This is a genomic window from Pseudoxanthomonas sp. USHLN014, from assembly GCF_037153335.1.
Classification (GTDB): Bacteria; Pseudomonadota; Gammaproteobacteria; order Xanthomonadales; family Xanthomonadaceae; genus Pseudoxanthomonas_A; species Pseudoxanthomonas_A winnipegensis.
The window spans coordinates 9942-34197 of record NZ_JBBCKO010000010.1 but is presented as its reverse complement, the minus strand read 5'-3'; the positions used below and the strand labels follow the sequence as shown (position 1 = coordinate 34197).

18 protein-coding genes are annotated in these 24256 nt (G+C 69.6%); 13 read left to right on the top strand and 5 right to left on the bottom strand.

Features of this window, described 5'->3' with window-relative positions; all coding sequences use genetic code 11:
• Positions 1 to 39: 39 nt before the first annotated feature.
• The 3 genes from WFQ05_RS16590 (at position 40) to WFQ05_RS16580 (ending at position 5617) form a co-directional block, all read left to right on the top strand.
• Entirely contained in the window at positions 40 to 2742 is a 2703-nt protein-coding gene (locus WFQ05_RS16590; RefSeq protein WP_337054596.1) for a TonB-dependent receptor, read from the top strand.
• 74 nt (positions 2743 to 2816) lie between these two features.
• Complete coding sequence (tldD, locus tag WFQ05_RS16585) at positions 2817 to 4259, top strand: metalloprotease TldD (protein ID WP_337054595.1); 1443 nt, start codon at positions 2817 to 2819, stop codon at positions 4257 to 4259.
• Positions 4256 to 5617, top strand: a complete 1362-nt coding sequence (locus WFQ05_RS16580) for a metallopeptidase TldD-related protein (protein WP_337054594.1) — start codon at positions 4256 to 4258, stop codon at positions 5615 to 5617. The genes tldD and WFQ05_RS16580 overlap by 4 nt, the downstream gene beginning before the upstream one ends.
• A 145-nt stretch (positions 5618 to 5762) precedes the next feature.
• Here WFQ05_RS16580 and WFQ05_RS16575 read toward each other — a convergent pair whose 3' ends face one another.
• Positions 5763 to 6644, bottom strand: coding sequence for a LysR family transcriptional regulator (locus WFQ05_RS16575; protein WP_337054685.1), 882 nt, complete (start codon positions 6642 to 6644; stop codon positions 5763 to 5765).
• Positions 6645 to 6762: 118 nt separating this feature from the next.
• On the opposite strand from WFQ05_RS16575, the gene WFQ05_RS16570 reads away from it, so the two are divergent.
• Positions 6763 to 7650, top strand: a complete 888-nt coding sequence (locus WFQ05_RS16570) for an aldo/keto reductase family oxidoreductase (RefSeq protein ID WP_337054593.1) — start codon at positions 6763 to 6765, stop codon at positions 7648 to 7650.
• An 80-nt stretch (positions 7651 to 7730) separates the two neighbouring features.
• Here the strand turns inward: WFQ05_RS16570 and WFQ05_RS16565 are convergent, their stop codons facing one another.
• From WFQ05_RS16565 to WFQ05_RS16550, 4 genes are all read right to left on the bottom strand, one after another.
• Entirely contained in the window at positions 7731 to 8120 is a 390-nt protein-coding gene (locus WFQ05_RS16565) for a VOC family protein (RefSeq protein WP_337054592.1), read from the bottom strand.
• A gap of 197 nt (positions 8121 to 8317) precedes the next feature.
• On the bottom strand, positions 8318 to 8662 hold the full coding sequence (locus WFQ05_RS16560; protein WP_337054591.1) for a nuclear transport factor 2 family protein: 345 nt from the start codon (positions 8660 to 8662) through the stop codon (positions 8318 to 8320).
• 4 nt (positions 8663 to 8666) lie between these two features.
• Entirely contained in the window at positions 8667 to 9068 is a 402-nt protein-coding gene (locus tag WFQ05_RS16555; protein WP_337054590.1) for a VOC family protein, read from the bottom strand.
• Between the two features lie 10 nt (positions 9069 to 9078).
• Positions 9079 to 9822 carry an SDR family oxidoreductase gene (locus WFQ05_RS16550; RefSeq protein WP_337054589.1) on the bottom strand — a complete coding sequence of 248 codons (744 nt, stop codon included), beginning with the start codon at positions 9820 to 9822 and terminating at the stop codon, positions 9079 to 9081.
• Between the two features lie 135 nt (positions 9823 to 9957).
• Here WFQ05_RS16550 and WFQ05_RS16545 point away from each other — a divergent pair, with 135 nt between their 5' ends.
• From WFQ05_RS16545 to WFQ05_RS16505, 9 genes are all read left to right on the top strand, one after another.
• Positions 9958 to 10863: an AraC family transcriptional regulator gene (locus WFQ05_RS16545; protein WP_337054588.1), complete on the top strand. Its 906-nt coding sequence runs from the start codon at positions 9958 to 9960 to the stop codon at positions 10861 to 10863.
• 297 nt (positions 10864 to 11160) lie between these two features.
• A complete protein-coding gene (locus WFQ05_RS16540) occupies positions 11161 to 12030 on the top strand; it encodes a CoA ester lyase (RefSeq protein WP_337054587.1) in 870 nt (289 codons plus the stop codon).
• The gene (locus tag WFQ05_RS16535) at positions 12027 to 14405 is read left to right on the top strand and encodes a sodium:solute symporter (protein ID WP_337054586.1); all 2379 of its coding nucleotides are present in this window, start codon (positions 12027 to 12029) and stop codon (positions 14403 to 14405) included. Before WFQ05_RS16540 ends, WFQ05_RS16535 begins: the two co-directional genes overlap by 4 nt.
• Before the next feature lie 48 nt (positions 14406 to 14453).
• Positions 14454 to 15341: a LysR family transcriptional regulator gene (locus WFQ05_RS16530; RefSeq protein WP_130524368.1), complete on the top strand. Its 888-nt coding sequence runs from the start codon at positions 14454 to 14456 to the stop codon at positions 15339 to 15341.
• Between the two features lie 224 nt (positions 15342 to 15565).
• Positions 15566 to 17827, top strand: a complete 2262-nt coding sequence (locus WFQ05_RS16525) for a TonB-dependent receptor (protein ID WP_337054585.1) — start codon at positions 15566 to 15568, stop codon at positions 17825 to 17827.
• Positions 17828 to 17999: 172 nt separating this feature from the next.
• Positions 18000 to 19187 carry a serine hydrolase domain-containing protein gene (locus WFQ05_RS16520; RefSeq protein ID WP_337054584.1) on the top strand — a complete coding sequence of 396 codons (1188 nt, stop codon included), beginning with the start codon at positions 18000 to 18002 and terminating at the stop codon, positions 19185 to 19187.
• Positions 19184 to 20167 (top strand): ribokinase, encoded by a 984-nt coding sequence (locus WFQ05_RS16515; RefSeq protein ID WP_337054583.1) that lies wholly within the window; start codon positions 19184 to 19186, stop codon positions 20165 to 20167. Before WFQ05_RS16520 ends, WFQ05_RS16515 begins: the two co-directional genes overlap by 4 nt.
• A complete protein-coding gene (locus WFQ05_RS16510; protein ID WP_337054582.1) occupies positions 20167 to 22326 on the top strand; it encodes an SUMF1/EgtB/PvdO family nonheme iron enzyme in 2160 nt (719 codons plus the stop codon). Before WFQ05_RS16515 ends, WFQ05_RS16510 begins: the two co-directional genes overlap by 1 nt.
• Positions 22323 to 24203, top strand: a complete 1881-nt coding sequence (locus WFQ05_RS16505) for a beta-L-arabinofuranosidase domain-containing protein (RefSeq protein ID WP_337054581.1) — start codon at positions 22323 to 22325, stop codon at positions 24201 to 24203. Before WFQ05_RS16510 ends, WFQ05_RS16505 begins: the two co-directional genes overlap by 4 nt.
• Positions 24204 to 24256: the final 53 nt, after the last annotated feature.

The window sequence follows — 24256 nt, the reverse complement described above, 5'->3', positions numbered from 1 at the left end:
CCCAGCGGTTCCCTTCTTCTCACGACCGGAGAGCCTTCGTTGAACACGATCACCCCGAGCGCACTGGCCATCGCCGTGTCCCTCTGCCTTGCCAGCGCGGCCCATGCCCAGACCGCGGACACCGACCCGGCGCAGGCATCCAACCCGTCCACGCAGCAGGTCCAGCCGCGACAGCTCGATGGCGTCAGCGTCACCGGCTCGCTGCTGCCGCGCAGCCAGCTGGAGACCTTCGTGCCCACTGTGACCATCACCCATCGGGACATGGTCCGGCAGGGCTTCAAGGACGTTGCCACCGCGCTGCGCGCCTCCACCCTGGGCGGCGGCGGCCTGCGCGAAGGCGCGCCGATCGGCTCGGGCAATACGCAGGCCGCGCGCTCGGTCAACCTGTTCGGCCTGGGCGCCAGCTATACCAAGATCCTGATCAACGGCCATCCCTTCGCCAACTTCCCGATGGCGGCCAATACCACCGACGGCGGCATGCTGGCCGACCTGAGCAACATCCCGATGGCGATGATCGACCGCGTCGAGATCCTGCCCGGCAGCCAGTCGGCGACCTATGGCGCCGACGCGGTGGCCGGCGTGGTCAACATCCTCCTGCGCCGCGATGTGCAAGGCACGGAGGTCAGCGTCCAGTCCAACGTCTACACCGAAGGCGGCGGCGCCAGCCAGCGGCTGCAGCTGGTGGGCGGAAGCGCGCTGGGCAGCGCCACCTCGCTGACCTATGCGCTGCAGTACGACCATGCCGCGCCGCTGCTGGGCACCGAGCGCAGGCTCACCGCCTACACACCGGCCAAGGACGATGCCTTCGCCCGCACCTCGGCCACGTCCTACTACGACCCGGGCGCGCAGGGCTGCGCCCAGATGGCCGACCTGTTCGGCGGCACGATGGAATACAAGACCAACGGCGCGGCCAGGTACTGCGGTTCGGACAACACCGCGGCCTCGGTCTCCACTTACGACGCGGCGCGGCGCACGGTGGCCGGCTATCTCTCGCTGCAGCACGATGTCTCCGAGCGCATGACCGCCTATGCGGACCTGAACTACGCCCTGGGCCAGACGCAGAGCAACTGCTGCCTGACCTGGTACTGGCAGAGCGTCACCGACCAGGCCTCCGGCAGGAACTACCTGATCTCGCGCGAGTTCGCGCTGGAGGAGATCGGCGGATTCGGCAACGCGGCCCGGCGCAACCGGACCCATCAGTACGACTTCACCGGCGGCCTGCGCGGCGATCTCGGCGATGGCGACTGGCGCTATGACGCCTACTATTCGCGCTCGGCGTACGCGGTCAAGCAGCACCAGCTTCAGCCGGTGACGCCGACGATGAACGCCTATCTGGCCCAGCGCTACCGCGATGTGCGCCAGGTCTTCGTGCCGCTGACGCCGCAGGAGTATCTGAGTTTCAGTTACGACCAGACCCGCAAGGCCGACACCATGACCCAGCAGGTCAGCGCGCGGGTCTACAACACCCGCCTGTTCGGCCTGCCCGGCGGCGACGCGGGCCTGGCGGTCCTGCTGGAAGGCGGCAACGAGCGCTGGAACGACAGCCCCGACGCCATGTCCCGCTCCGGTGCGATGTTCGGCGGCGCCACGCAGGCCAGCCACGGCGATCGCGATCGCTGGGGCGGCGCGGTGCAGATGGATCTGCCGATGGCCTCGATGCTGACCGCGACGCTCGCCGGTCGATACGACGACTATCGCTACTCCGGCTACGACCGCAATCGCCCGACCTGGCGCCTGGGCCTGGAGTTCCGGCCGTTCGAAAGCCTGCTGCTGCGCGGCGGCGTGGGCACCTCGTTCCGCGCGCCGGACATGTCCTTCCTTTATTCGGGCGCCAGCAAGGGCAACCAGAACACCTACGACTTCTATCGCTGCGACCAGCTGGGCGTGTCGCGCAGCAGTGCCCAGTGCCGCTACATCATGCCCAGCTACACCAGCGGCAACCTAGCGCTGGAGCCGGTGACCTCCAAGTCCAAGAGCATCGGCCTGGTGTGGGCGCCGCTGCGCAACCTGACCTTCAACGCCGACTTCATGGACATCGAGATCCACAACGAGGTGCGCGCGCTGAGTCTGGCCAACATCCTCTTCGACGAGGCCGCCTGCCGGCAGAACGGACAGGCGTCCTACCTGCCCAGCTGCGCCGACGCGCTGGCCCGGGTCAGCCGCGGCGCCGACGGGCTGATCACCGGCGTGCAGAGCGGGTACTTCAACGTGGCCTACAAGCAGATGAAGCTGCTGATGGGTGGGGCCAACTATCGCGTGGCCACCGAGCGCCTGGGCAGCTGGAACTTCAAGCTCAACGCCAGTCGCATCGTCGACTACCGGGCGCAGCTGGATTCGGTGTCGCCTATCGTCGATGTGATCGACGAGCCCAAGGGCCAGGCCAGCTTCTTCCCGCGCATGCTCAACGCCACCATCGGCTGGGAGCAGGGTCCGCTGTCGGTCACCCTGTGGGGCGTGCGCTACGGCAAGACACCCAACTTCTCGGTGCGCAACTGGGGCTGGAGCCCGACCGCGGCGCAGGTGGCGCTGTACGGCCCGCCCGGCTACGACGATGCCTGGCTACTGTTCAACGGCTCGGTGCAGTATCAGCTGCCGTTCCAGGCCACGTTATCGCTGGCGGTCACCAACCTGGCCAACAGGATGCCGCCGAACCGCAACTGGACCTCCGCGCCGTACTTCAACTCCCAGCTCTACAACGTCTACGGGCGCGGCCTGAGCTTCGAGGTCACCAAGAAGTTCTGAGCGCCTCATGCGGTCGCCCGCTTCGCTCCATCGGGCATCGGCGCGACCGCCTTCCACACCAACCGGGAATCTCCATGTCTTGTTTGATCGCCCAGGCCGAGCAGCGCCTGCTGGCACCGGCCTGCCTGTCCCTGGACGGGCTGGATCGGGTCTTCGCGCGTCTGCTGGCGCCGTCCACCGACGAGGCGGACCTCTATTTCCAGCAGACGCGCAGCGAGTCCTGGTCGCTCGAGGATGGCATCGTCAAGCAGGCGCGCCACAGCAGCGCGCAGGGCGTCGGCCTGCGCGCGGTCTGCGGCGAGAGGACCGGCTTCGCCTACACCGATGCGATGGAATTGCCGGCGCTGCTCGAGGCGGCCGGCTCGGCTCGGGCCATCGCACAGGCGGGCGGGCAGGGGCGTGCGCACGCGCTGGTCCGCAATGCGCCGGCGCCGCTGTACGAGGCCATCGACCCCATCGATGGCCTGGCCGCGGAGGAGAAGGTCGCGCTGCTGCGCACGATCGACGCGGCGGCGCGCGCCCTGGACCCGCGCATCAGGCAGGTCAGCGCCAGCCTGATGGCCAGCTGCGAGACCGTCCTGATCGTCGCCGCCGACGGCACGCTGGTCGCCGACGTGCGGCCGCTGGTGCGGCTCAATGTGCAGGTGATCGCCGAACACCACGGCCGCCGCGAATCGGGCAGCGCCGGCGGCGGCGGACGCTACGACCTGGCGACGCTGATCGAGGGCGGCGCCGCGCTCGAGCACACGCGCGAGGCGGTACGCCGCGCGCTGGTCAATCTGGAATCGGTCGCCGCGCCCGCCGGCGAGATGACCGTCGTGGTGGGGCCCGGATGGCCGGGCGTGCTGCTGCACGAGGCCGTGGGCCATGGCCTGGAAGGCGACTTCAACCGCAAGCAGACCTCGGTGTTCTCCGAGCGCATGGGCCAGCGCGTGGCGGCCAGGGGCGTGACCATCGTCGACGACGGCACGCTGGCCGGGCGGCGTGGCTCGCTCTCGGTGGACGACGAAGGCACGCCGACCCAGCGCACCACGCTGATCGAGGACGGCGTGCTCAAGGGCTATCTGCACGACCGCATGAGCGCCCGGCTGATGGGCAAGGCGCGCACCGGCAACGGCCGGCGCGAGTCGTATGCCCACCTGCCGATGCCGCGCATGACCAACACCTACATGCTGCCGGGCGAGCACGCGCCCGAGGAGATCCTGCGCTCGGTCAGGCGCGGGCTCTACGCGGTGAACTTCGCCGGCGGCCAGATCGACATCACCAGCGGCAAGTTCGTGTTCTCCGCCAACGAGGCCTATCTGATCGAGGACGGGCGCATCGTCGCGCCGGTGCGCGGCGCGACCCTGATCGGCGCCGGGGCCGAGGTGCTGAGCCGGGTCTCGATGATCGGCAACGATCTGCGGCTGGACGCCGGCATCGCCATCTGCGGCAAGGCCGGGCAGAGCGTGCCGGTCGGCGTGGGCCAGCCCACCCTGCGCATCGATGCGATGACCGTGGGCGGGACCGCCGCATGAACCTGCGCGTCCATCCCGATGCGAACCAGGACGATCCCCAGCTGCTCGAGCTCGCCACCCTGTGCGAGCAGACCGTGGCCGCGTGCCGCGTCCTGGGCGCCGACCAGGCCGAGGTCGTGGCGCACGCCGCCAGCGGGCTGGAGGTGGGCGTGCGCAGGGATCAGGTCGAGACCCTGATCCGCAGCCAGGACGTCAGCGTGACCGTGACGGCCTGGCGCGCGGGCCGCAAGGGCGTGGTCAGCGTCGGCGACACACGCGTCGCCTCCCTGCGCCAGGCGGCCGAGCGCGCCTGCGCCTTCGCGCGCCTGACCGAGCCGGATGCCCACGGCGGACTGGCCGATCCGGACGGGTCTGCGCGCCAGCGGCCGCCGCTGGACCTCTGGCATCCCTGGGCACTGGAGGCCGAGCACGCCATCGCACAGGCCCGGCAGACCGAAGCGGCCGGGCGCGACTTCGACGCCCGGATCGCCAACACCAACGGCGCGCAGCTCGGCACGCGTGCGGAGCGCTCGGCGCGCGCCGATTCCAACGGCTTCCTCGGCACCGCCACGCGGACCCGCCACCAGCTGTGGGCCTCGTTCATCACCCGCGACGCGCGCGGCATGCAGACGGGCAGCTGGTACGACAGCCGCTGTTCGCCCCAGGACCTGCAGGATCCGACCGAGATCGGCCGGCGCGCGGCGCTGCACGCCGTGCAGCGGCTGGGCGCGCGGCGGCTCGGCACGCGGCAGTGCCCTGTGCTGTTCGCCGCGGACGTGGCGGCCGGCCTGTTCGGCCACTTCCTGGAGGCGGTGAGCGGCGCCGCGCTCTGCCAGCAGGCCAGCTTCCTGGCCGACGGCCTGGGGAAGACGGTGTTCCCCGCCTTCATGGACCTGCACGAGCGTCCGCATCTGCCGCGCGGTGCCGGCTCGCGCCACTTCGATGCCGAAGGCGTCGCCGCGGCAGACGGCGCATTGGTCCTGGGCGGCCGGCTGCAGCGCTATGCCCTCGACGTCCGCTCGGCGCGGCAGCTGGGCATGGCCAGCACCGGCAACGCCGGCGGCATCAGCAACCTGCAGGTCGGTCATGGAACGGAGGATCTCGATGGCCTGCTGCGCCGCATGCACACTGGCCTGCTGGTGACGCAGGTGATGGGGCAGGGCGTGTCGATCGTGACCGGCGACTACTCGCGCGGCGTGTCCGGCTTCTGGGTCGAGCACGGCGCCATCGCCTATCCCGTGGACGAGATCACCATCGCCTCCAACCTGCGCGAGATGTTCGCCGGCATCGTCGCGGTCGGCCGCGATGTCGACACGCGCGGGCGGATCCGCACAGGATCGCTGCTGATCGAGCGCATGACCGTTGCGGGTGCCGGCTGAGGCCCGCGTGCCTTGCTCATGGACGCACGGGTAAGACGCGGAGCTTCACAGCAGGGCTCGCCATCGGAAAGGAACACGCAGCAAGGCCGTCAGAGGCCGATGGTCTTCCAGGGCGGATGCGGGGCCGCGTGTTCGATGGACGCCGTTACGCGCCCTGCGCCCTGACGAAATCGATGAAGGCCCGCAGCGGCGGCGGCACCAGCGCGCGATTGGGGTAGTACAGGAAGGGGCCTTGAAACGTCTGCCACCACGGCTTGAGCACGGGCTCCAGTGCGCCGGACGCCAGATGCGGCTGAAGCCAGTCCTCGAACAGATGTACGATGCCATTGCCGGCGACGGCCGCCTCGATCGCCAGGTCGACCCCTCCGCCGAGCTCCACCAGCAGCTGTCCGCGCGGGACGATGGTGATCACGTCCTCGCCCTGCTCGAATTCCCATTCGGACACCACCCCGCTGGGAAAGCGCCCGCGGATGCAGTCGTGGTCGAAGAGGTCGCGGGGATGGGCCGGGCGCCCGCGCCGGTCCAGATACGAGGGGGAGGCCGCGGTGGCGCTGCGCTGCACGCGTGGGCCGATCGGGAGGGCGATCATGTCCTGTTGCAGGCGCTCGCCATAGCGAATCCCGGCATCGCAGCCGGCGGCGATGACGTCGACGAAGCTTTCCTGGGTCAGCACCTCCACGCTGATATCGGGATAGCGCGCCATGAAGGGCGGCAGGATCCGCGGCAGGACCAGGCGCGCGGCGCTGACCGGCACATTGAGCCGCAGCGTGCCGGTGGGCGTGCTCCTGAATCCGCTCATCGCGTCGGCCGCGGTGTCCAGTTCCCGCAGGGCGGGCTCGATGCGCGCCAGCAGCGCCTTGCCTGCGTCGGTCAGGCCGACACTGCGGGTCGTGCGGTTGAGCAGGCGCACCCCGAGCCGCGCTTCCAGGCGCTTGACCGCATCGCTGAGCTTGGACGCGCTGATCCCGGCCACCCTGGCCGCCTCGCGGAATCCCGCGGCCCGCGCCACCAGGACAAAGGCCTGCATATCGCCCAACTGGTTGGTCATTGTTCGCCGATCCGGACGGCCTGTTCGCTTTGTAGTGGATTGTCGCACAGCCACCGCGACGTTAGTTTTCTCGCACCCCGACGAAACGAGTGCCGCCATGAATGCTTCTTCCACCCCTTCCACGATCCCGCAGGACTTCACCCTCGGCGATCGCAGCGTCGCCCGCCTCGGCTATGGCGCCATGCAGCTGTCCGGCCCGCACGCCTTCGGCCCGCCGAAGGATCGGGATGCGGCCGTGCGCGTGCTGCGCCATGCCGTGGAGCTGGGCGTCAACCATCTCGACACCAGCGACTTCTACGGCCCGCACATCACCAACCAGATCATCCGCGAGGCCCTGCATCCCTATCGCGACGGGCTCACCATCGTGACCAAGATCGGTGCCCGGCGCGGCGCGAGCGGCGAGTGGCTGCCGGCGATGTCGGCGGCGGAGCTCACCAGCGCCGTACACGACAACCTGCGCAACCTCGGGCTAGATGTGCTCGACGTGGTCAACCTGCGCTGCATGTTCGACGTGATGGCTCCGGCCGAAGGCACGATCGAGCCCTACCTCACCGTCCTGGCCGAACTGCAGCAGCGTGGCCTCATCCGCCACATCGGCCTGAGCAACGTCACCGCCACGCAGGTCGCCGAAGGCCGCGCGCTCTGCCGCATCGTCTGCGTGCAGAACCAATACAACCTGGTGCACCGCGCCGATGACGCGCTTGTGGATTCCCTGGCGCGGGACGGCATCGCCTACGTGCCCTTCTTCCCGCTCGGCGGCTTCAACCCGCTGCAGGTCTCGGCGCTGTCCGCCGTCGCGCAGAAGCTGGGTGCCACGCCGATGCAGGTGGCCCTGGCCTGGCTGCTGCAGCGCTCGCCCAATCTGCTGCTGATCCCGGGCACCTCCTCGGTGGAACACCTGCGCGAGAACATGCAGTCGGCGCAGCTGGTGCTCGATCGTGAGGACGTCGCCACGCTCGATGCGGTCGCTCAGCTGAAGGCCTGACCAGGCTCCATGGGCCAGCGACGTGCTGAAACAAGCGCGCGCGGAAGTCCGCCTTCAATCGGAAGCGGACCAGGCTCCGGCTAGCGCTGGCATACCACTTCGACATTGACGCCATCCGGGTCCAGCACATAGGCCGCGTAATAGTGGGCGTGATAGCGCTCGCGCACGCCGGGTGGGCCGTTGTCGGTGCCGCCCGCCGCCAGGGCCGCCTTGTGGAAGGCATCGACCGCAAGGCGGCTGTTCGAGGCGAAGGCCAGATGCATTCCCGCCATGGCCGCCTGGCCATCGTGGATCCAGAGGCATGGATAGCCGCCCTGGCCGAGCCCGTAGCGCCAGCCGCCGGTCCTTGTCCGCTCGGGCTCCACCGCGATGATGCGGGCGAACCCCAGCGGGCCCAGGGCCGCCTCGTAGAAGCGACACGAGCGCGCGGCGTCGGTCACGGGGAATTCGATGTGATCAAGCATGGTCATGCGCGCTCGGGTCTGGGTGAAGGGGGCGGTGTCGTCTCGCACGGCCGCCCGCTCGGTGGAGGAGGGGCAGAGCGGGGACGTGGGTACCCGCGGTCTGCCGGATGGCGCGGGGCCGAGCAAGGCGCTCCGCGCTTCGGGCGATGCCAGCAGTCCCGCATCGCGCGGCTCGCCGCGGCAGCTCGCTCGAATCGCGCTGCCTACTCCAGATCCGCATCGATCCGGACGATGCGGCCGTCCGCTCCCAGCGTGATGTCCAGCAGGCCGATCTCGTGGCCGAAATCTCCGGTGAAGTCCACGCGGGCCACGGCCTGGTTCGGCGCGCGCTGCTGCAGCGAGAGCAGTCGGGTAACCGTGCGGTAGCCGATGAAATAGCGCTCCACATAATCGCGGATGCCGGCATGGCCGACGAAGCTTCGTCCGGTGGACGGGTCGTCCACGATCGCGTCCGGGGCGAACAGTGCCAACGCGGCCTGCGCATCGAAGGCATTGGTCGCGGCGATGAAGGCCTCTGCAGCGGCCTGCAGGCGTTGCTTCGGTGTCATGGGCTCACTCCTCGTGCTGCCAGCGCTTGTAGACGAACTCCAGGCTGTAGCCATCCGGATCCCTGACCTGCGCCGCGTAGTAGTGCGGGTCGTAGTGGAGCTGGGCGCCGGGCGGGTGGATCTCGGTGGCGCCGGCCTGCAGGGCGGCGCGATAGGCCACATCCACATGCTCGGCGGAAGCGGCCACGAAGCCCACATGGGCGGCAACACTGCTGGGCTGCCCTTGTCTGAGCCAGAAGAACATCCTGCCGTTGGCGCCGAAACCCTTGAGATCGGGATGGCCGGGCGGGCCGTCGCGGCCGTCGTAATCCAGGCGATTGACGATGCCGAGCGGCCTCAGCGCGGCCTCGTAGAAGGCCACCGAGCGCCGCAGGTCGCTCACCGTCAGAAACACATGATCCAGCATGGCGTCCTCCTCAGACGATGTAGCCGCCGGCGACTTCGATCGACTGCGCGTTGATCCATCCGCCGTCTGTCGACAGCAGCATCGCGATGACCCGTGCGACCTCTTCGGGCTCGCCGACACGGCACAGCGCGGTCTGGGCGGACAGCAGGGCCTCGAACTCATCGTTGAGTCCGCCGCCCAGTTCGGTCCGGATCGGGCCTGGCGAGACGGCGTTGACGCGGATGCCGCGCGCGCCGAACTCCTTGGCCATGTAACGCGTCAGCACCTCCAGCCCGCCCTTGAAGGCGGCATACGGCGCCACGCCGGCGGTGGCCACGCGGGTGGTGGCGCTGGTCAGGTTGACGATGGAGGCGCCGCGTTCAAGCAGCGGCAGCAACTGCTGGACCAGGAAGAAGGGGCCCTTGAGGTGCACGCCGAACAGCCCATCGAACTCCTGCTCGGTGACGGACTCGATCGGATTGAACCGCCCGTAGCCGGCGTTGTTGACCAGGCCCGCAAGCGCGCGGGTCCCCCATAGCCTTTCCAGCTGCAGTGCGACGGCGTCGCCGAATTCGCCGAAGCTGGCGACATCGCCGACATCTAGCGGCAGGGCGCAGGCGCGCCCGCCCTGCGTGGTGATCTGTTCCACCACCGCCTCGGCGGCGGCGGGATTGCGGTTGTAGGTCAGGATGACGCCCAGCCCGCGCCGCGCGCATTCCCTGGCCGTGGCGGCGCCGATGCCGCGGCTGCCTCCGGTGATGACGATGACACCCATGTGCTGCTCCGGTCTTGATGAGGAGCATCACGGTAGGGGCCATGCGTCGGGATGACCTGCCCATTCTTGGCGCAAACCTGCCCGATCCTGCTTTCCGCCTTGCGCGCGCGTGGCGGCTCCTGTCTGATCGTCGGCATGACATCGCAGCTCGACGAACTCCGCAGGCTGGCCGCTTGCGCGCAGAACAGGCAGACGCAGACCGGCATCCCACGGGTCGCGATGGTGCAGGGCCGGATTCCCGAGCACGCGCTCAGCGCGGTCTACGAGCCGATGATCAACCTGATCCTGCGCGGCGGGAAGTCGATGACGGTCGGCGGCAGCACCCTGCATTACGACCCGGCGACCTACTTCGTCATGACGGTGGAGCTGCCCGCGGTCGGTCAGGTCCACGCCGCGGCGGACGGAAGCCCCTACCTGGCCGTCGCCTTGAACCTGGACGCGGGCGTCATCGGACGCCTGCTGGACGACATGCAGGGCGCCGACGCCTGCCGCGGCGCCGCATCCCGCCCCGTGGCGGCCTTCTCCGTCGCCACCGTCACGCCCGAGCTGATGGACGCCTGGGTGCGCATGCTGAGCCTGATGGAGCGTCCGCGCGACATCCCGGCGCTGGCGCCGGTCTATGAGCGGGAGATCCTCTATCGCGTGCTCCAGGGCCCGCATGGGCAGCTGCTGCGCGACATCGCCATGCCGGAGACGGCGCTGGGGCGGGTGCGCAAGGCGATCCAGTGGATCCGGCAGCACTACGCGGCGCCGTTGCGGATCGGCACGCTCGCCCAACTGGCGGCGATGAGCGAGTCGGCCTTCCATCGCCACTTCAAGGCGGCCACCGCGCTCAGTCCGCTGCAGTACCAGAAGCAGCTGCGTCTGCTGCAGGCGCGCCAGTTGCTGACGGCACAGGGCGCCAGCGTGACCGCCGCGGCGATGGAAGTCGGCTATGAGAGCGCCACGCAGTTCAGCCGTGAGTACGCCAGGGCCTTCGGCCTGCCGCCGTCGCAGGACGCGGCCCGGATCCTGGCGGCGTTTCGCGCCAACGCTTCCTGAAAGGGAGGGCGGCGGTCGCGCGAGGGGGGCGACTTTGCGGCGCGACACGTCGCTTGCCTTCGCCCGAGCGTTTCAGCAAGAAAGCGGCTCTGGTATTGGGGGTGCGCCGGAAACATCGGTGGCCAACCTGCATGATGCATGGCCCCATACGGGTGAGGCGCGGACCTGTCCATGCATCTCTCACCGCGCATCATCCCGCTACAAACCCTTTCTTCTGAACGAAGGCCGGGGCGGCTGCTCGGGCGGCGGGCGTCCAGCAGACTCGTGCATGGTCGTCTGGTAGGGAATGAGCCCGGGATGCGGAGCAAGCTGTTCGTGCCGGGGGGGCGCCCGGAGCTGTTCGCCAAGGCGATGGCGGGCCAGGCCGATGCGGTCTCCTTCGATCTGGAGGATGCCGTGCCGGTGGAGGGCAAGGACCGGGCGCGGGAGGGCCTGGCGGCGTATCTGCGCGGGCTGGCGCCGACGCAGGCAGCGGGCAAGTGCATCATCATACGGATCAATGCCTACGATTCGCCGTACTTCTCCCAGGACCTGCAGGCGCTGGCGATCGCCGGCGTCGCGATGATCAACGTGCCCAAGCTCGAGCATGCCCAGACCGTCAGCGCCGTCGCCGAGCGCCTGGCCGGGGCCGAACAGGCCAACGGCGTCGCGGCGCCGATCGGCCTGCTGGTCAACATCGAGACGCCGGCCGGGTTGGCCAATGCCGCGGCGCTGGCCGCGGCGCATCCGCGGGTGGCCGGGCTGCAGCTGGGGCTGGGCGATCTGTTCGCGCCGTTCGCCATCGCCAGGACGCCGGCCAATGTCCATGCGGCGATGTTCGCCGTGCGCATGGCCGCGGCGCGGGCCGGCATCGCCGCGTACGACGGGGCCTGGCCCGATGTCGCCGATGAGGCGGGCTTCCTGGCCGAGGCCACGCTGGCCCGCGCGCTGGGCTTCAGCGGCAAGAGCTGCATCCATCCGCGCCAGGTCGCTCTGGCGCACCAGGTCTTCTCGGTGGACCAGGACGCGCTGGCGTATGCGCGGCGCGTGGTCGAGGCCGCGGCTGCGGCGCAGGCGCGCGGGCATGGCGCCTTCCTCGTCGATGGGCGCATGGTGGACGCGCCTTACCTGGCCAGGGCACGGGCGCTGGTGGCCGCGGCCCGCAGTGAAGCGGAGGCGTCCGGATGAGCCGTTTTCAATCGCGTATTGGCATGCGCGGCATCCGATCTGTCGCGCTGGTCCTGCTCTGGCTGCTGTGCGTGTCGCTTCCGGCCGCCGCGTCCAATCTGGTCGGCCTGTCCGCCACGCACCTCCCGCCGCTGCCCGCAGCGAAGGAGACCCGGCTGGAGGCGGTCGGCGATTCGCTGCTGGCGCTCCAGGCCGGCCAGGCGTGGCGACTCGAGGCAGGCGCCAAGACGTGGCGCCCGCTGCGCTGGTCCCTGCCGATCGAGCCCGCGCGGGTCCAGGCCCTCGCCAGCGACGGGAGCCGGGTGTGGCTGCTCTCGAACGTGGCGAACGGCGACCTGACGCTGACCGCGGCGCGACTGAGCAACGACGCGCTCGTGGAAGCCACACGTCTTCCGCCTCCGCCCGTCGCGCTGCGCAATGCACGCGTGGCCTTCGACAACGGGCAGCTGACCCTGGCCGGGCTCGATGCCTCCGAGCAGCCACACGTGCTCCAGGAGGACGGCGGCGGTTGGCATCGCCTGCCCGCATGGCCCGGCGGCGGACCCGTGCAGGGGCTGATGGCGCGCGGCTCCAGGCTGTATCTGGCCGCGGGCCAGCCCGCGACGCCGACGCTGTTCTCCTGGTCCTCCGATGCCGGCTGGCAGTCGCTGGGCGCCTTGCCCGGCGCCCTCGTGCCGGGCTCGGCGCAGCCGCTGGGTCAGGCGCATCTGATGTTCCTGGTGCAGGGCCAGCCCGATCTGCGCACCTTCCACACCATCACCCACGCCTGGAACCGGATGCCCTTGCCCGGCGCGGACCGCCCGGTCCAGGCCGCCAGGCTGGGCAACGGCCTGGCCTGGGTCGATGCCTCCGGCCGCATCGAAGCCGCCGCGATCGAGTCCGGCAAGTACCTGCTCAAGTGGCAGGACTGGGCGGTGATCGTGTTCTACCTGGCCCTGGTCATCGGCATCGGCGGCTACTTCTATCTGCGCGAGCGGCGGCAGTCGACCTCGGACTTCTTCGTCGGCGGCCGCTCGATCCCGTTCTGGGCCGCGGGCATCAGCCTGTACGCGACCAACACCAGTTCGATCAGCTTCATCGCCATCCCGGCCAAGGCATTCGAGACCAACTGGCAGTACATGACCAACAACCTGATCGCGGTGGTCGGGCTGATGTTCGTGGCGGTGTGGATCGTGCCGCTGCTGCGGCGGCTCAACCTGATGTCGGTGTTCTCCTATCTGGAGACGCGCTTCCACCCGGCGATCCGCATGCTGGCCAGCGCGCTGTGCATCGCCATGCAGGTCGGCGCGCGGATGAGCGTGATCCTGTTCCTGCCGGCGCTGGCCATCGCCACCATCACCGGCATCAGCGTGGCCCTGAGCGTGGTGCTGATGGGGGTGTTCACCATCATCTACACCGCCATGGGCGGCATGAAGGCGGTGATCTGGACCGACGTGGTCCAGGTCATCGTCAAGATGGGCGGGGCGATCTTCGCCATCGGCTTCATCATCTGGCACATCCCGGGCGGGGCGCCGGAGTTCTGGGATGTGGCCACCGCCAACCAGAAGATGAAGACCTTCGATTTCAGCTTCGACCTGACCAAGGCGACGGTGTGGGGCTTCATCTTCCTGGTGCTGTTCGACGTGGTGCTGACCTTTCCGAAGGATCAGGTGCTGATGCAGCGCACGCTGTCCACGCCCTCGGACAAGGAGGCGGGGCGTTCGATCTGGGCCTTCGCCGCGATCATGATCCCCGGCGGGCTGGTGTTCTACTCCATCGGCACCGCGCTGTTCGTCTATTACAAGGCGCATCCGGAGCGGCTCAATCCGACGCTGCCGATCGACGCCACCTTCCCCTTGTTCATCGCCGCCGAACTGCCGACCGGGGTGACCGGGCTGATCGTGGCCGGCATCTTCGCCGCCGCCATGGCCACGCTGTCCTCGATCATGAACTCGGTCGCCACGCTGGTCTCGGTGGACTTCTACGAGCGGCTGGTCAAGGCGCCCGATCAGCGCCGCAGCGTGCTGTTCGCCGAGATCACCACGGTGGTGGTGGGCCTGGTGGGCATCGGCCTGGCGCTGCTGATGTCGCGTTACGACATCCACTCGCTGTTCGATGTGTCCATCGAGCTGGCCGGCCTGCTGGGCGGCGGCTTCGCCGGCTCGTACACGCTGGGCATGTTCACGCGCCGGGCCAACTCGCCGGGCGTGGCGATCGGCATCGGCTGCAGCATCGTGCTCACCTTCGTGGCGTGGTGGTTCGACCTGGTCCATCCGTATTTCTACCTGGCCATCTCGATCCTGCTGAGCATCGTGATCGGCTACCTGGCCAGCCTGTGCTTCCCGGCGCCGCAGCGCTCGCTCAAGGGGCTGACGATCTACCGCGATGCAGAATGAGCCGGGCCGCGCCGCTGTGTAATCTCATGCCCCGGGCTGGGGGCTGATGTGGACACGCAATTCCTGAAGACGTTCGTCACGGTCGCCGACCGTGGCTCCATGGCGGCCGCCGCGCGCGATCTGGACATCAGCCCTGCCGCGGTGGCCCAGCAGCTGCGCACGCTGGAACGCGAACTCGGCACCGGCCTGCTGGCGCGGGCCGGGCGCACCGTGACCCTGACCGAGGCCGGCGCGCGCATCCTGGAGCGCGCCCGCGACCTGCTGCGCAACGTCTCGGACCTGCGCTCGGTGGCGCACGAGGGCGACATCAGCGGCGAGCTGCGGCTGGGCGCCTGCCCGACCGCGCTGGCGGGCATGCTGCCGGACGTGCTGACCTGCATGGTCTCGGCCTTCCCGCAGATCAACGTCTTCATCAAGCCGGGCTATTCGGCCGACCTGTATCGCGCGGTCGAATCGGGCGAGCTGGACGCGGCCATGGTGCTGGAGGCGCCATTCGAGCTGCCCAAGACCTGCGACTGGCTGCTGGTGCGCGAGGAGCCGCTGATCGTGCTGGCGCCGGCGCAGCTGGCCGACCAGGATCCGCATGCGCTGCTGGCCACCCAGCCGCTGATCCGCTACGACCGCCACCAGTGGGGCGGGCGCCAGGCCGACGACTATCTGCGCCGGCACGGCATCGTGCCCAAGGAGCGCTTCGAGCTCAATGCGCTCAACGCGATCGCGGTGATGGTCGATCGCGGCCTGGGCGTGTCGCTGGTGCCGGACTGGGCGCGCCCCTGGCCCGAAGGCCTGCGCCTGGCGCGCATCCCGCTGCCCGATGCCGACGTCTCGCGACGCATCGGCGTGGTGTGGTCGCGCTCGTCGGTGCGCCTGCGCCTGGTCAACGCCCTGCTGCGCGAGTGCCGGTCCAGGGCGCAGGCGGCGCAGCCCGCCGAATGACGGGCGGCACGGCGGCGTTGCACGCGTAAGCAACAAAAGCTGCGGTTTGAACAAAGTCCGCTGCGCTTCCTTCCCCTCCAGGGCCCTTCTACGCTGATTGCATGGTCCGGCAGGCGCGTCTGGGAGGAACGCGCCACACGGGCAGCCTCGTCGCTGCCCAGCAAGCATCCGTTGCGGCCACCTGCGCGTGCGCCCGCTCTCGCCAAAGTCCATGAGATCGACACATGAAGAAGATGCCCGTGACACTCGGGGTGTTTGTGCTGGCCGCCGCCGTGAGCGCCAGCGTGCGCGCGCAGCAGGCCCAGGCCGCCGCCGCGCAAGGTGCAACCGAACAGAACCCGCAGGATGCGCGCGCGACCAAGGCCAAGGATCTGGACAGGATGATCGTGACCGGCACGCGGGCGCCCAAGGCGGTCGACAAGATCCCGGGTGCGATCTCGGTGATTTCCCCGCAGGAGGTCGCCCAGACGCTGGCGGTGACCGAGGATGCGACCGCGGTCCTGGCGCGGACCGTGCCCGGCTATTCCGAGTCCTCGCAGGCGATGAGCAATACCGGCGAGACGCTGCGCGGGCGCATTCCGCTGCGCCTGTTCGACGGCATCCCGCAGGGCTCGCCGCTGCGCGAGGGCACGCGCAACGGCACCTTCACCGACATGGGGATCGTGGGCCGGATCGAGGTGATCAACGGCCCGTCCGCCTCCGAGGGCATCGGCGCCACCGGTGGCGTGATCAACTACATCTCCAAGGTGCCCGACAAGATCGGCAGCGAGACCACCTTCACCGCGCGCTATCTGACCCAGGGGCATTCGGACAGCGATGGCTACAAGCTGGGGCTGACCTACGGCCTGAAGCAGGACAGCTACGACTTCATCGGCGCGGTGTCGTATCTGGATCGCGGCATCGCCTACGACGGCAAGGGCCGCACCGTGGGCATGAACACCAGCGGCTCGCTGGCCGATTCGGAGTCGCGCAACATCTACCTCAAGGGCGGCTACAACTTCGGCGAGGACGGCGAGCAGCGCCTGCAGGCCACCTACAGCCGCTTCAAGATCGAGGGCAAGGGCGAGTGGATCCAGGTGCTGGGCTGCCGCGGCCCCACCGATTCGCCGCCGTGCGCCACGCCGTACCCCAACACCTCGGTGAAGGGGCAGATCTTCGGCTCCAAGGACGCCTTCAACGACTTCGAGCAGTACAGCCTGCAGTACACCCACCAGGACTTCTTCGGCGGCCGGCTGGATCTGGTGGGCTACAAGGCCGACCAGGCCATGCGCTATCTGCCGGAGAACGGCGACGACAAGCAGCTGGTCAAGGTCGGTCCGGGCTTCGACGAGTCCAAGCGCATCTACGACCAGTCCGAGATCGTGTCGAACAAGAAGGGCCTGCGCACCTCGTGGACGCGCTCTGCGTTGTTCGACGTCTCCGGGCTCGAGCTGCACACCGGCGTGGACCTGGTCGAGGACCGGGCCCAGCAGCGCCTGGCGCTGACCAACCGCGTGTGGGTGCCGCCGATGGACTACAAGAGCACCGCGCCCTACGCGCAGCTGTCCTGGGACATCGGCCCGCTGACCCTGAGCGGCGGCTACCGGCGCGAGGACGGCACGCTGAAGATCGACAGCTACACCACCACCGCCTATCGCAACAGCGTGTTCGTGCAGGGCGGCAAGCTGGACTACACCGCCAGCCTGCCCAATTTCGGCGCGATCTGGCGCGTCAACGACCAGTGGTCGATCTTCAGCGCCTACAGCAAGGGCTTCACGCTGCCCAACGTCGGCATCCCGCTGCGCAACGTCAACTACCCGGGACAGTCGGTCCAGGGCATCCTCGACCTGCAGGCGGTCATCGTCAGCAACGTCGATGTGGGCTTCAACTGGCGCAGGGAGCGCGGGGCGCTCAACGGCACCTGGTACCACTCCAAGTCCGACCTGGGCGTGTCGCTGCAGATCGATCCGAACACCAGCGATTTCATCATGAGTCGCGTGCCCACCGACATCAAGGGCATCGAGCTCAGCGGCGAATGGAACTTCACCGATACCTTCAAGCTGACCGGGCTGTATTCGCGCATCCGCGGCAAGACCGCGTTCTGGGGCTCCGACGCGCTGGGCCGCTACGGCGCCGGTCCGTTGACCAAGCCGATGGGCATCCTCGACCTCAGTCCCGACAAGATCGGCGCCTCGGCCGTGTGGAAGTTCCTGCCCAACGCCGACGCCACCCTGGGCGCGACCAAACTGCTGGATCGGCACATCAGCGGCGAGGACACCCGGCCCTTCGACGGGCGCAGGTTCACCTACGACGAGCGCACCACCGGCTACACCCTGTGGGACCTGGGCGTGAACTACGACGCCGGCCGGATCGGCAAGTTCACCCTGGGCGTGGAGAACCTGTTCAACAAGTACTACATCCTGAGCTGGTCGCAGCTGGCCGGTTACCAGAACTACTGGGCAGGCCGCGGACGCGTGGTCTCGCTGACCTACAACTACACCTTCTAAGCGGATGCGGGAACGTCGTTTCGTACAGGGAGCAAGGGCCATGGCCGGCCAGGCCGATGCGGTGCGACGTGCGCGACCCGCCGGTGTGCGGCGGCGGTGCGAACGGGCGCAACGTGCGCAGGATCGGGCTCGATCCTGGGCGCGATCGGTCCTGGCGGCCTGGCTGTGTCTGGTGCCGCTGGTGCTCCAGGCCGAGGATCGCTGGCAGCGGCTGGATGCGTTCCTGACGCAGTCCACGTCCGCTGCCGGCTATCCCGGCGCGGTGGCGGTGGTCGAGGTCGATGGCAAGCCGGTGTTCCAGGGCGCGTACGGCCATCGTGATCTGGCGCGCACCCGGCCGATGCGGGCCGATGCGATCTTCCGCATCTATTCCATGACCAAGCCCGTGGCCACGATGGCGGTGCTGACGCTGATGGAGCAGGGCAAGCTGGCGCTGGACGATCCCTTGAGCCGCTATCTGCCCGCCTTTGCGCAGACGCAGGTGGTGGTCGGCGGCGACCTCGCTCAGCCGCGCCTGGCGCCGGTGCGCTGCCCGATCACGCTGCGCCATCTGTTGACCCATACCAGCGGCCTTGCGGCCGACGCCACCCGATATCCGGTGGCCACGGCGCTGCTGGAGCAGGCCGGGGTGGAGCAGGCGCGCGATCTGGCCGATGTCGCGGGCAGGCTGGCCAGGGTCCCGCTGGCGACACAGCCGGGCACCGAGTTCAACTACGAAGGCGCCAACACCGAGCTGCTGGCGCGTGTGGTGGAAGTCGTCAGCGGCGAGACGTTCTCGCACTATCTCCAGGCGCAGGTGCTGGGGCCGCTGGGCATGCGGGACACCGGGTTCGAGGTGCCTGCGGCGCAGCGCGGCCGGGTCGTGGATCTGCCGACGCTGGACGACCATGGCGCGCTGCGCATGGCCGACACGCCGAGCGCGCGCCAGCCCGGTGCCCGGCTGCGCGCCTACGACAGCGCAGCCGGTGGCTTGTATTCCACGGCGGGCGACTATCTGCGATTCGCGCGGATGCTGCTCAACGACGGCGCATCCGGCGGTGCGCGCGTGCTCTCGCGCAAAACGATCGAGCTGATGATGCGCGATCAGCTGGGCGGCTTCGATCCACCGGTGAAGGGCCTGGTCCCCGGTGAGGGCTTCGGGTTGGGCGGCTATGTGGTCACCGACCCGGCCGCGCGCGGGCGGTTGGGCAGCGTCGGCCAGTTCGGCTGGTCCGGCGCGGCATCGACCTATTTCACGGTGGACCGCAAGGCGCATCTGGTTGCGGTGCTGCTGCTGCAATACCTGCCCGCCGATCGTCCGGGCGATCGGCCCAAGCTGGCGACGCCGTTCTACAACCTCGTCTATCAGGCGCTGCCATGAGACCCGTCGTGCTGGTGGCCGGCTCGGCCAATCTCGACTTCGTGGTGCAGGCCGATCACGTGCCCGCGCCCGGCGAGACCGTACTCGGCCAGGATCTGCAGACCTTCCCCGGCGGCAAGGGCGCCAACCAGGCCGTCGCCTGCGCGCGCGCCGGTGGCGTGCGGACGCGGATGCTGCTGGCCCTGGGCGAGGATGGCTTCGCCGTGCCGGTGCGGGCCGCGCTGGAGCAGGCCGGCGTCGCCCTGCACGTGGTGCCGGCGCGCGATCGCGCCACCGGCACGGCGCTGGTGTGCCTGGCCGGCGATGGCGAGAACGCGATCATCGTCGCCCCTGGCGCCAATCACGCCTTGACCAGGGACGACCTGCCGCCGCTGGCGGACGTGGCCTTCCTGCTCATGCAGCTGGAAGTGCCCTTGGCGGCCGTGTGCGGCTGGGCCGAGGCGGCGCACGCGGCCGGCGTCAGGGTCGTGCTCAACGCCGCCCCGGCGTGCGCCTTGCCCGACGAACTGCTGCGCAGACTGGACGTGCTGGTGGTCAACGAGGGCGAACTCGACCTGCTGGCCGGGCATGCAGGCGTTCGCGCCGACGCCCCCACGGCCGACAAGCTCGCGGCGCTGCCGGTGGCCCGCGTGGTGGTGACGCTGGGTGCACGCGGCTGCTATGCCTGGTCCGGCGGACGGGTCGCGCTGCAGCCGGCCTTTGCCGTGCAGGCGGTGGACACCACCGGCGCGGGCGATGCGTTCTGCGGCGCGCTGACCGCCGGCCTGGCCGGCGGCGCGACGCTCGCCGCCGCGCTGCGCCGCGCCTGCGCGGTCTCGGCCCTGGCCTGCACGCGCGTGGGCGCCCAGTCCGGCGTCCCGACCTGCGCGGAGGTCGAGGCGTTCCTGCGCGATGCGCCCCCGGCCGCCGCCGCGGTCGTCTCCGCGCTGGCCGACTATGCTGGCCTGGCGCACTGTCCTCTTCTCGAACCGACCTGCTGATGTCCGACCAAGACACCCCCCAGCGCGAGCCCGTGCGCACCGAGTTCAAGTTCTCCCACGTCACCACCGGGCGCTATCTGCCCTCGCCGGGCAAGGCGCCAGGCTGGCCCTTCGCCGATATCGGCCAGTGGAAGATCCAGACCGCGCCGGCCTGGCGCGACTGGATGACCGAGCTGCGCGACTGGCGGCGCGAGCATCTGGTGCGCATCGGCTTCGACGATGCCAACTACCGCAGGCCGGAACTGCAATGGGCGCAGCGCAACTTCGTTCATGCGCAGATGATGGTCGAGGATCGCTACTTCTACGATCCGCAGCGCGGGTGCTACACGGTCGATCGCTACCTGGACGATCTGGAGGCGCGTTTCGGCGGCATCGACAGCGTCCTGGTCTGGTACATCTACCCCAACATCGGCATCGACGACCGCAACCAGTTCGACATGGCGGCCGACCTGCCGGGCGGGCTCGACGGGCTGCGCGCGGTGGTGGAGGCCTTCCACCGGCGCGGGGTGCGGGTCTTCCTGCCCACCATGCCGTGGGACCACGGCACCCGCGCGCCGGAGGGGCCGCACTGGGAGGCCATCGCGCGCATCGTCGATGCGGTCGGCGCCGACGGCATCAACGGTGATACCTACAACGGGGTGCCGCGCGCCTTCTTCGATGCCTGCCTGGCGCGGGGTCGTCCGGTGGTGCTGCAGCCCGAATCGACCATCAGCGCCGAGGAGCAGCTGGTCTGGAACGTGCAGAGCTGGGGCAAGAAGGCGCCGAACGAATTCGTGCCGCCGCTGGCCAAGTTCAAGTGGCTCGAGCCGCGCCACATGATCAACTACGAGAACCGCTGGGGCCGCGATCGCCGCCACGACCTGCAGTACATCTTCTTCAACGGCATCGGCTACAACGCCTGGGAGAACGTGTGGGGCATCTGGAACGGGCTGACCGAGCGCGACGCGCAGACGCTGCGCCGCATCGCCGCGATCCAGCGCCAGTTCGCGCCGCTGTTCGTGTCCATGGACTGGGAGCCGTACTGGCCCACGTTGCTGCGCGGCCTGTTCGCCAGCCGCTTCCCTGGCCAGGGGCGCGCGCTGTGGACGCTGGTCAACCGACTGGAGTCGCCGCTGCGCGGCGAGCTGCTGCACATCGAGCATGCGCCGGGCACGCGCTACTTCGACCTGTGGAACGGCAGCGAGCTGACGCCGCTGCTGCGCGAGGGCGGCGCCTGTCTCACCCTGGAGCTGGAGGCGCTGGGCTTCGGCGCGGTCCTGGCCCTGGATGAGGGGATGGACGAGCCAACGCTGGAAGACTTCCTCGCCCGGATGCGCCAGCACGCCGCCACGCCGCTGGGGCAGTGCTCGGCACAGTGGCGCGCCCTGCCGCAGCAGTGCGTGGACGTGCCCGCGACGGCGCCCGCGGCGCAGCCGCCGGAAGGCATGGTGACCATTCCTGCAGGCGAGTTCGTCTTCGCCGTGGGCGGCATCGAGGTCGAAGGCGGGGTCTGGGACGGTGTGGACGTGCAGTATCCGTGGGAGGACAGCGCACGCCGCTTCCACCGCGAACGTCTGCGGATGCGCGCCTTCCATATCGATCGCACACCGGTGACCAATGCGCAGTTCAAGGCGTTCATCGACGCCAGCGGCTATGCGCCGGTCGATGCGCATCGCTTCCTGCATCGCTGGCATGAAGGCGCGCCGGTGGCCGGCAGCGAGCAGCAGCCGGTGGTGTGGATCTCGCTGGAGGACGCACGCGCGTACGCGGCCTGGGCCGGCAAGCGTCTGCCGCGCGAGTGGGAATGGCAGTACGCCGCACAGGGCGGCGATGGCCGCGCCTACCCGTGGGGCGAGAGCTGGGACGCCTCGGCCGTGCCGGCGCCGCAGTACGGGCCGCAGGCCGGCGCGCCGGCCGACGTGACCGCGCACCCCGCCGGCGCCAGCCCGTTCGGCGTGCTCGACCTGGTCGGCAACGTCTGGCAGTGGACCGACGAATACGTGGATGCGCACACGCGCGCGGCGGTGCTGCGCGGCGGCAGCCGCTACCGGCCGCAGACCTCGCACTGGTACTTCCCGCAGGCGCTGCGCCTGGACGAGCACGGCAAGTATCTGCTGATGGCGCCGTGCCGGGATCGCTCGGCCTATATCGGCTTCCGCTGCGTGGTGGATGCCGCATGAGCGCTGTGCTGCGCTTTCCTTCGCCCGGGCGGGTGCGGCTGGGCGGTGTGCTCGGCGAGGCCATCGAGGCCAGCCGCAAGGGGCGGCTGTCGCACTTCATCGTGGATGCGCACAGCCCGGCGATCGCGCTGTTCGATCCGGCCCGCGCCGAGGACAACCACGAAGGCGACTGGTACGGCGAGCACGCCGGCAAATGGCTGATCGCCGCGGCCCGCGCGGCCGCCCACCAGGGCGACGACGTGCTGCGCGCGCGGGTGCTGGAGGTGGCCGATCATCTCGCCGCCATCCAGCGCACCGATGGCTATCTGGGCACCTACGCGCCCGAGCGGCGCTTCACCGTGCCGCAGCCGCCGCGCCCGTGGAGCTGGGACGGCGCGCCGGCGCTGCGCACCTGGGACGTGTGGACGCATGCCTATCTGGTGCTGGGCCTGATCGAAGCATGGCGCCTGGGCGGCAAGCGCGCGCATCTGGACGCCGCACGGGCCATCGGCCGGCTCTGCCATGCCGCCTTCGTCGAGGGTGGACTGGACATCACCACCTGCGGCAATCACTTCGGCATGTCGGCCACGGTGCTGCTGGATGGCGCGGTGGAGCTGTTCCTGGTCACCGAAGAACTGCAGTTTCTCGAGTTGGCCCGGCGCATCGTCGAACAAGCCGACCACAACCCGCCGCTGGCCCTGGTCCAGCGCCTGCTGGCGGGCGTGGACGCGTCCGAGATCGGCACGGGCAAGGCCTACCAGCTGCTGTGGAACGCCGCGGCGCTGGCCAAGTTGGCGCGCGCCACCGGCGATGCGACGCTGCTGCCCGCGCTGGAGCGGCTGTGGGCCAACGTGCACGACCATCACCTGAGCCTGGGCGGCGGGCCATGGGGCGGGGCAGGGCTGCGCTCGCGCGAGTGCTTCAATCCGCCGTTCGTGTTCGATCCGCAGGGGTATGTCGAGACCTGCTCCACCCTGGCCTGGCTGCAGTTCACCCGCGAACTGCTGGCCTGGACCGGCGATGCCCGCTACGTCGATGCGATCGAGCGCACCGCGTTCAACGACCTGCTCGGCGCGATGGCGGCCGACGGGCAGGACTGGTGCTACTACAGCTTCGGCAACGGTCGCCGGACGCACACCACCTACTGGCGCTGCTGCAAGTCCAGCGGCGCGATGGCAGTGGAAGAGCTGCCGATGCTGGCGTACGCGACCAGTGCGCGGGACGTACGCGTCAATCTCTTCGTCCCCGGCGAGGTCGTCTTCGACGACGGGCCCGTGCCCGGCCTGCGCATCGTCCAGCAAGGACAGGGTGAGGTGCCGATGCAGGTCGAGTTGACGATGCAGCCGGCCCACTCCTCGACCTTCGTGCTTGCCTTGCGACAGCCCGCGTGGAGTGCACCCGTGCAGGTCCGCATCGATGGCGAACTCCAGGACGCGCGCGCCGACGACGATGGCTACGTGCGGCTGCAACGTCAGTGGCGGATCGGCACACGCATCGAGATCGCCTTCAGCGCACGTCCGCAGCTGCAGCGGCGCAGCAACCGCAACGTGCAGGAATCGCGTGCCCCCGACGGATCGCCCGTGGCGCAGCAAGTGCTGCGCCACGATTACGTGGCCGTGTCGTGGGGACCGTTGGCCTATGCCACGGCCTTGGCCGAAGGCGACAGTCCTGCGCCCGACCTGCCGCTGTCCGGGGCCTCGCTCGACACGCAGCTCGATCCGGCCGGCGCGCCAGGCGCAGAGATCGCGCTGGCGCTGCCCGGCGGCATCAGACGGCTGTCCCCGTTCTGGCGCGTCGGCGATCGCCGCGACGGCAGTTGGCATGCCACCTGGTTCCGCCTGCCGCTGACCGCGGAGGATGGGACGACTTCGCCAACAAATTGTCGGTCCAGAACCTAGGCTGGCGGCCTGTATCGCGTTGCCCTGGCGCCACACACTTCCCCCATGGGATC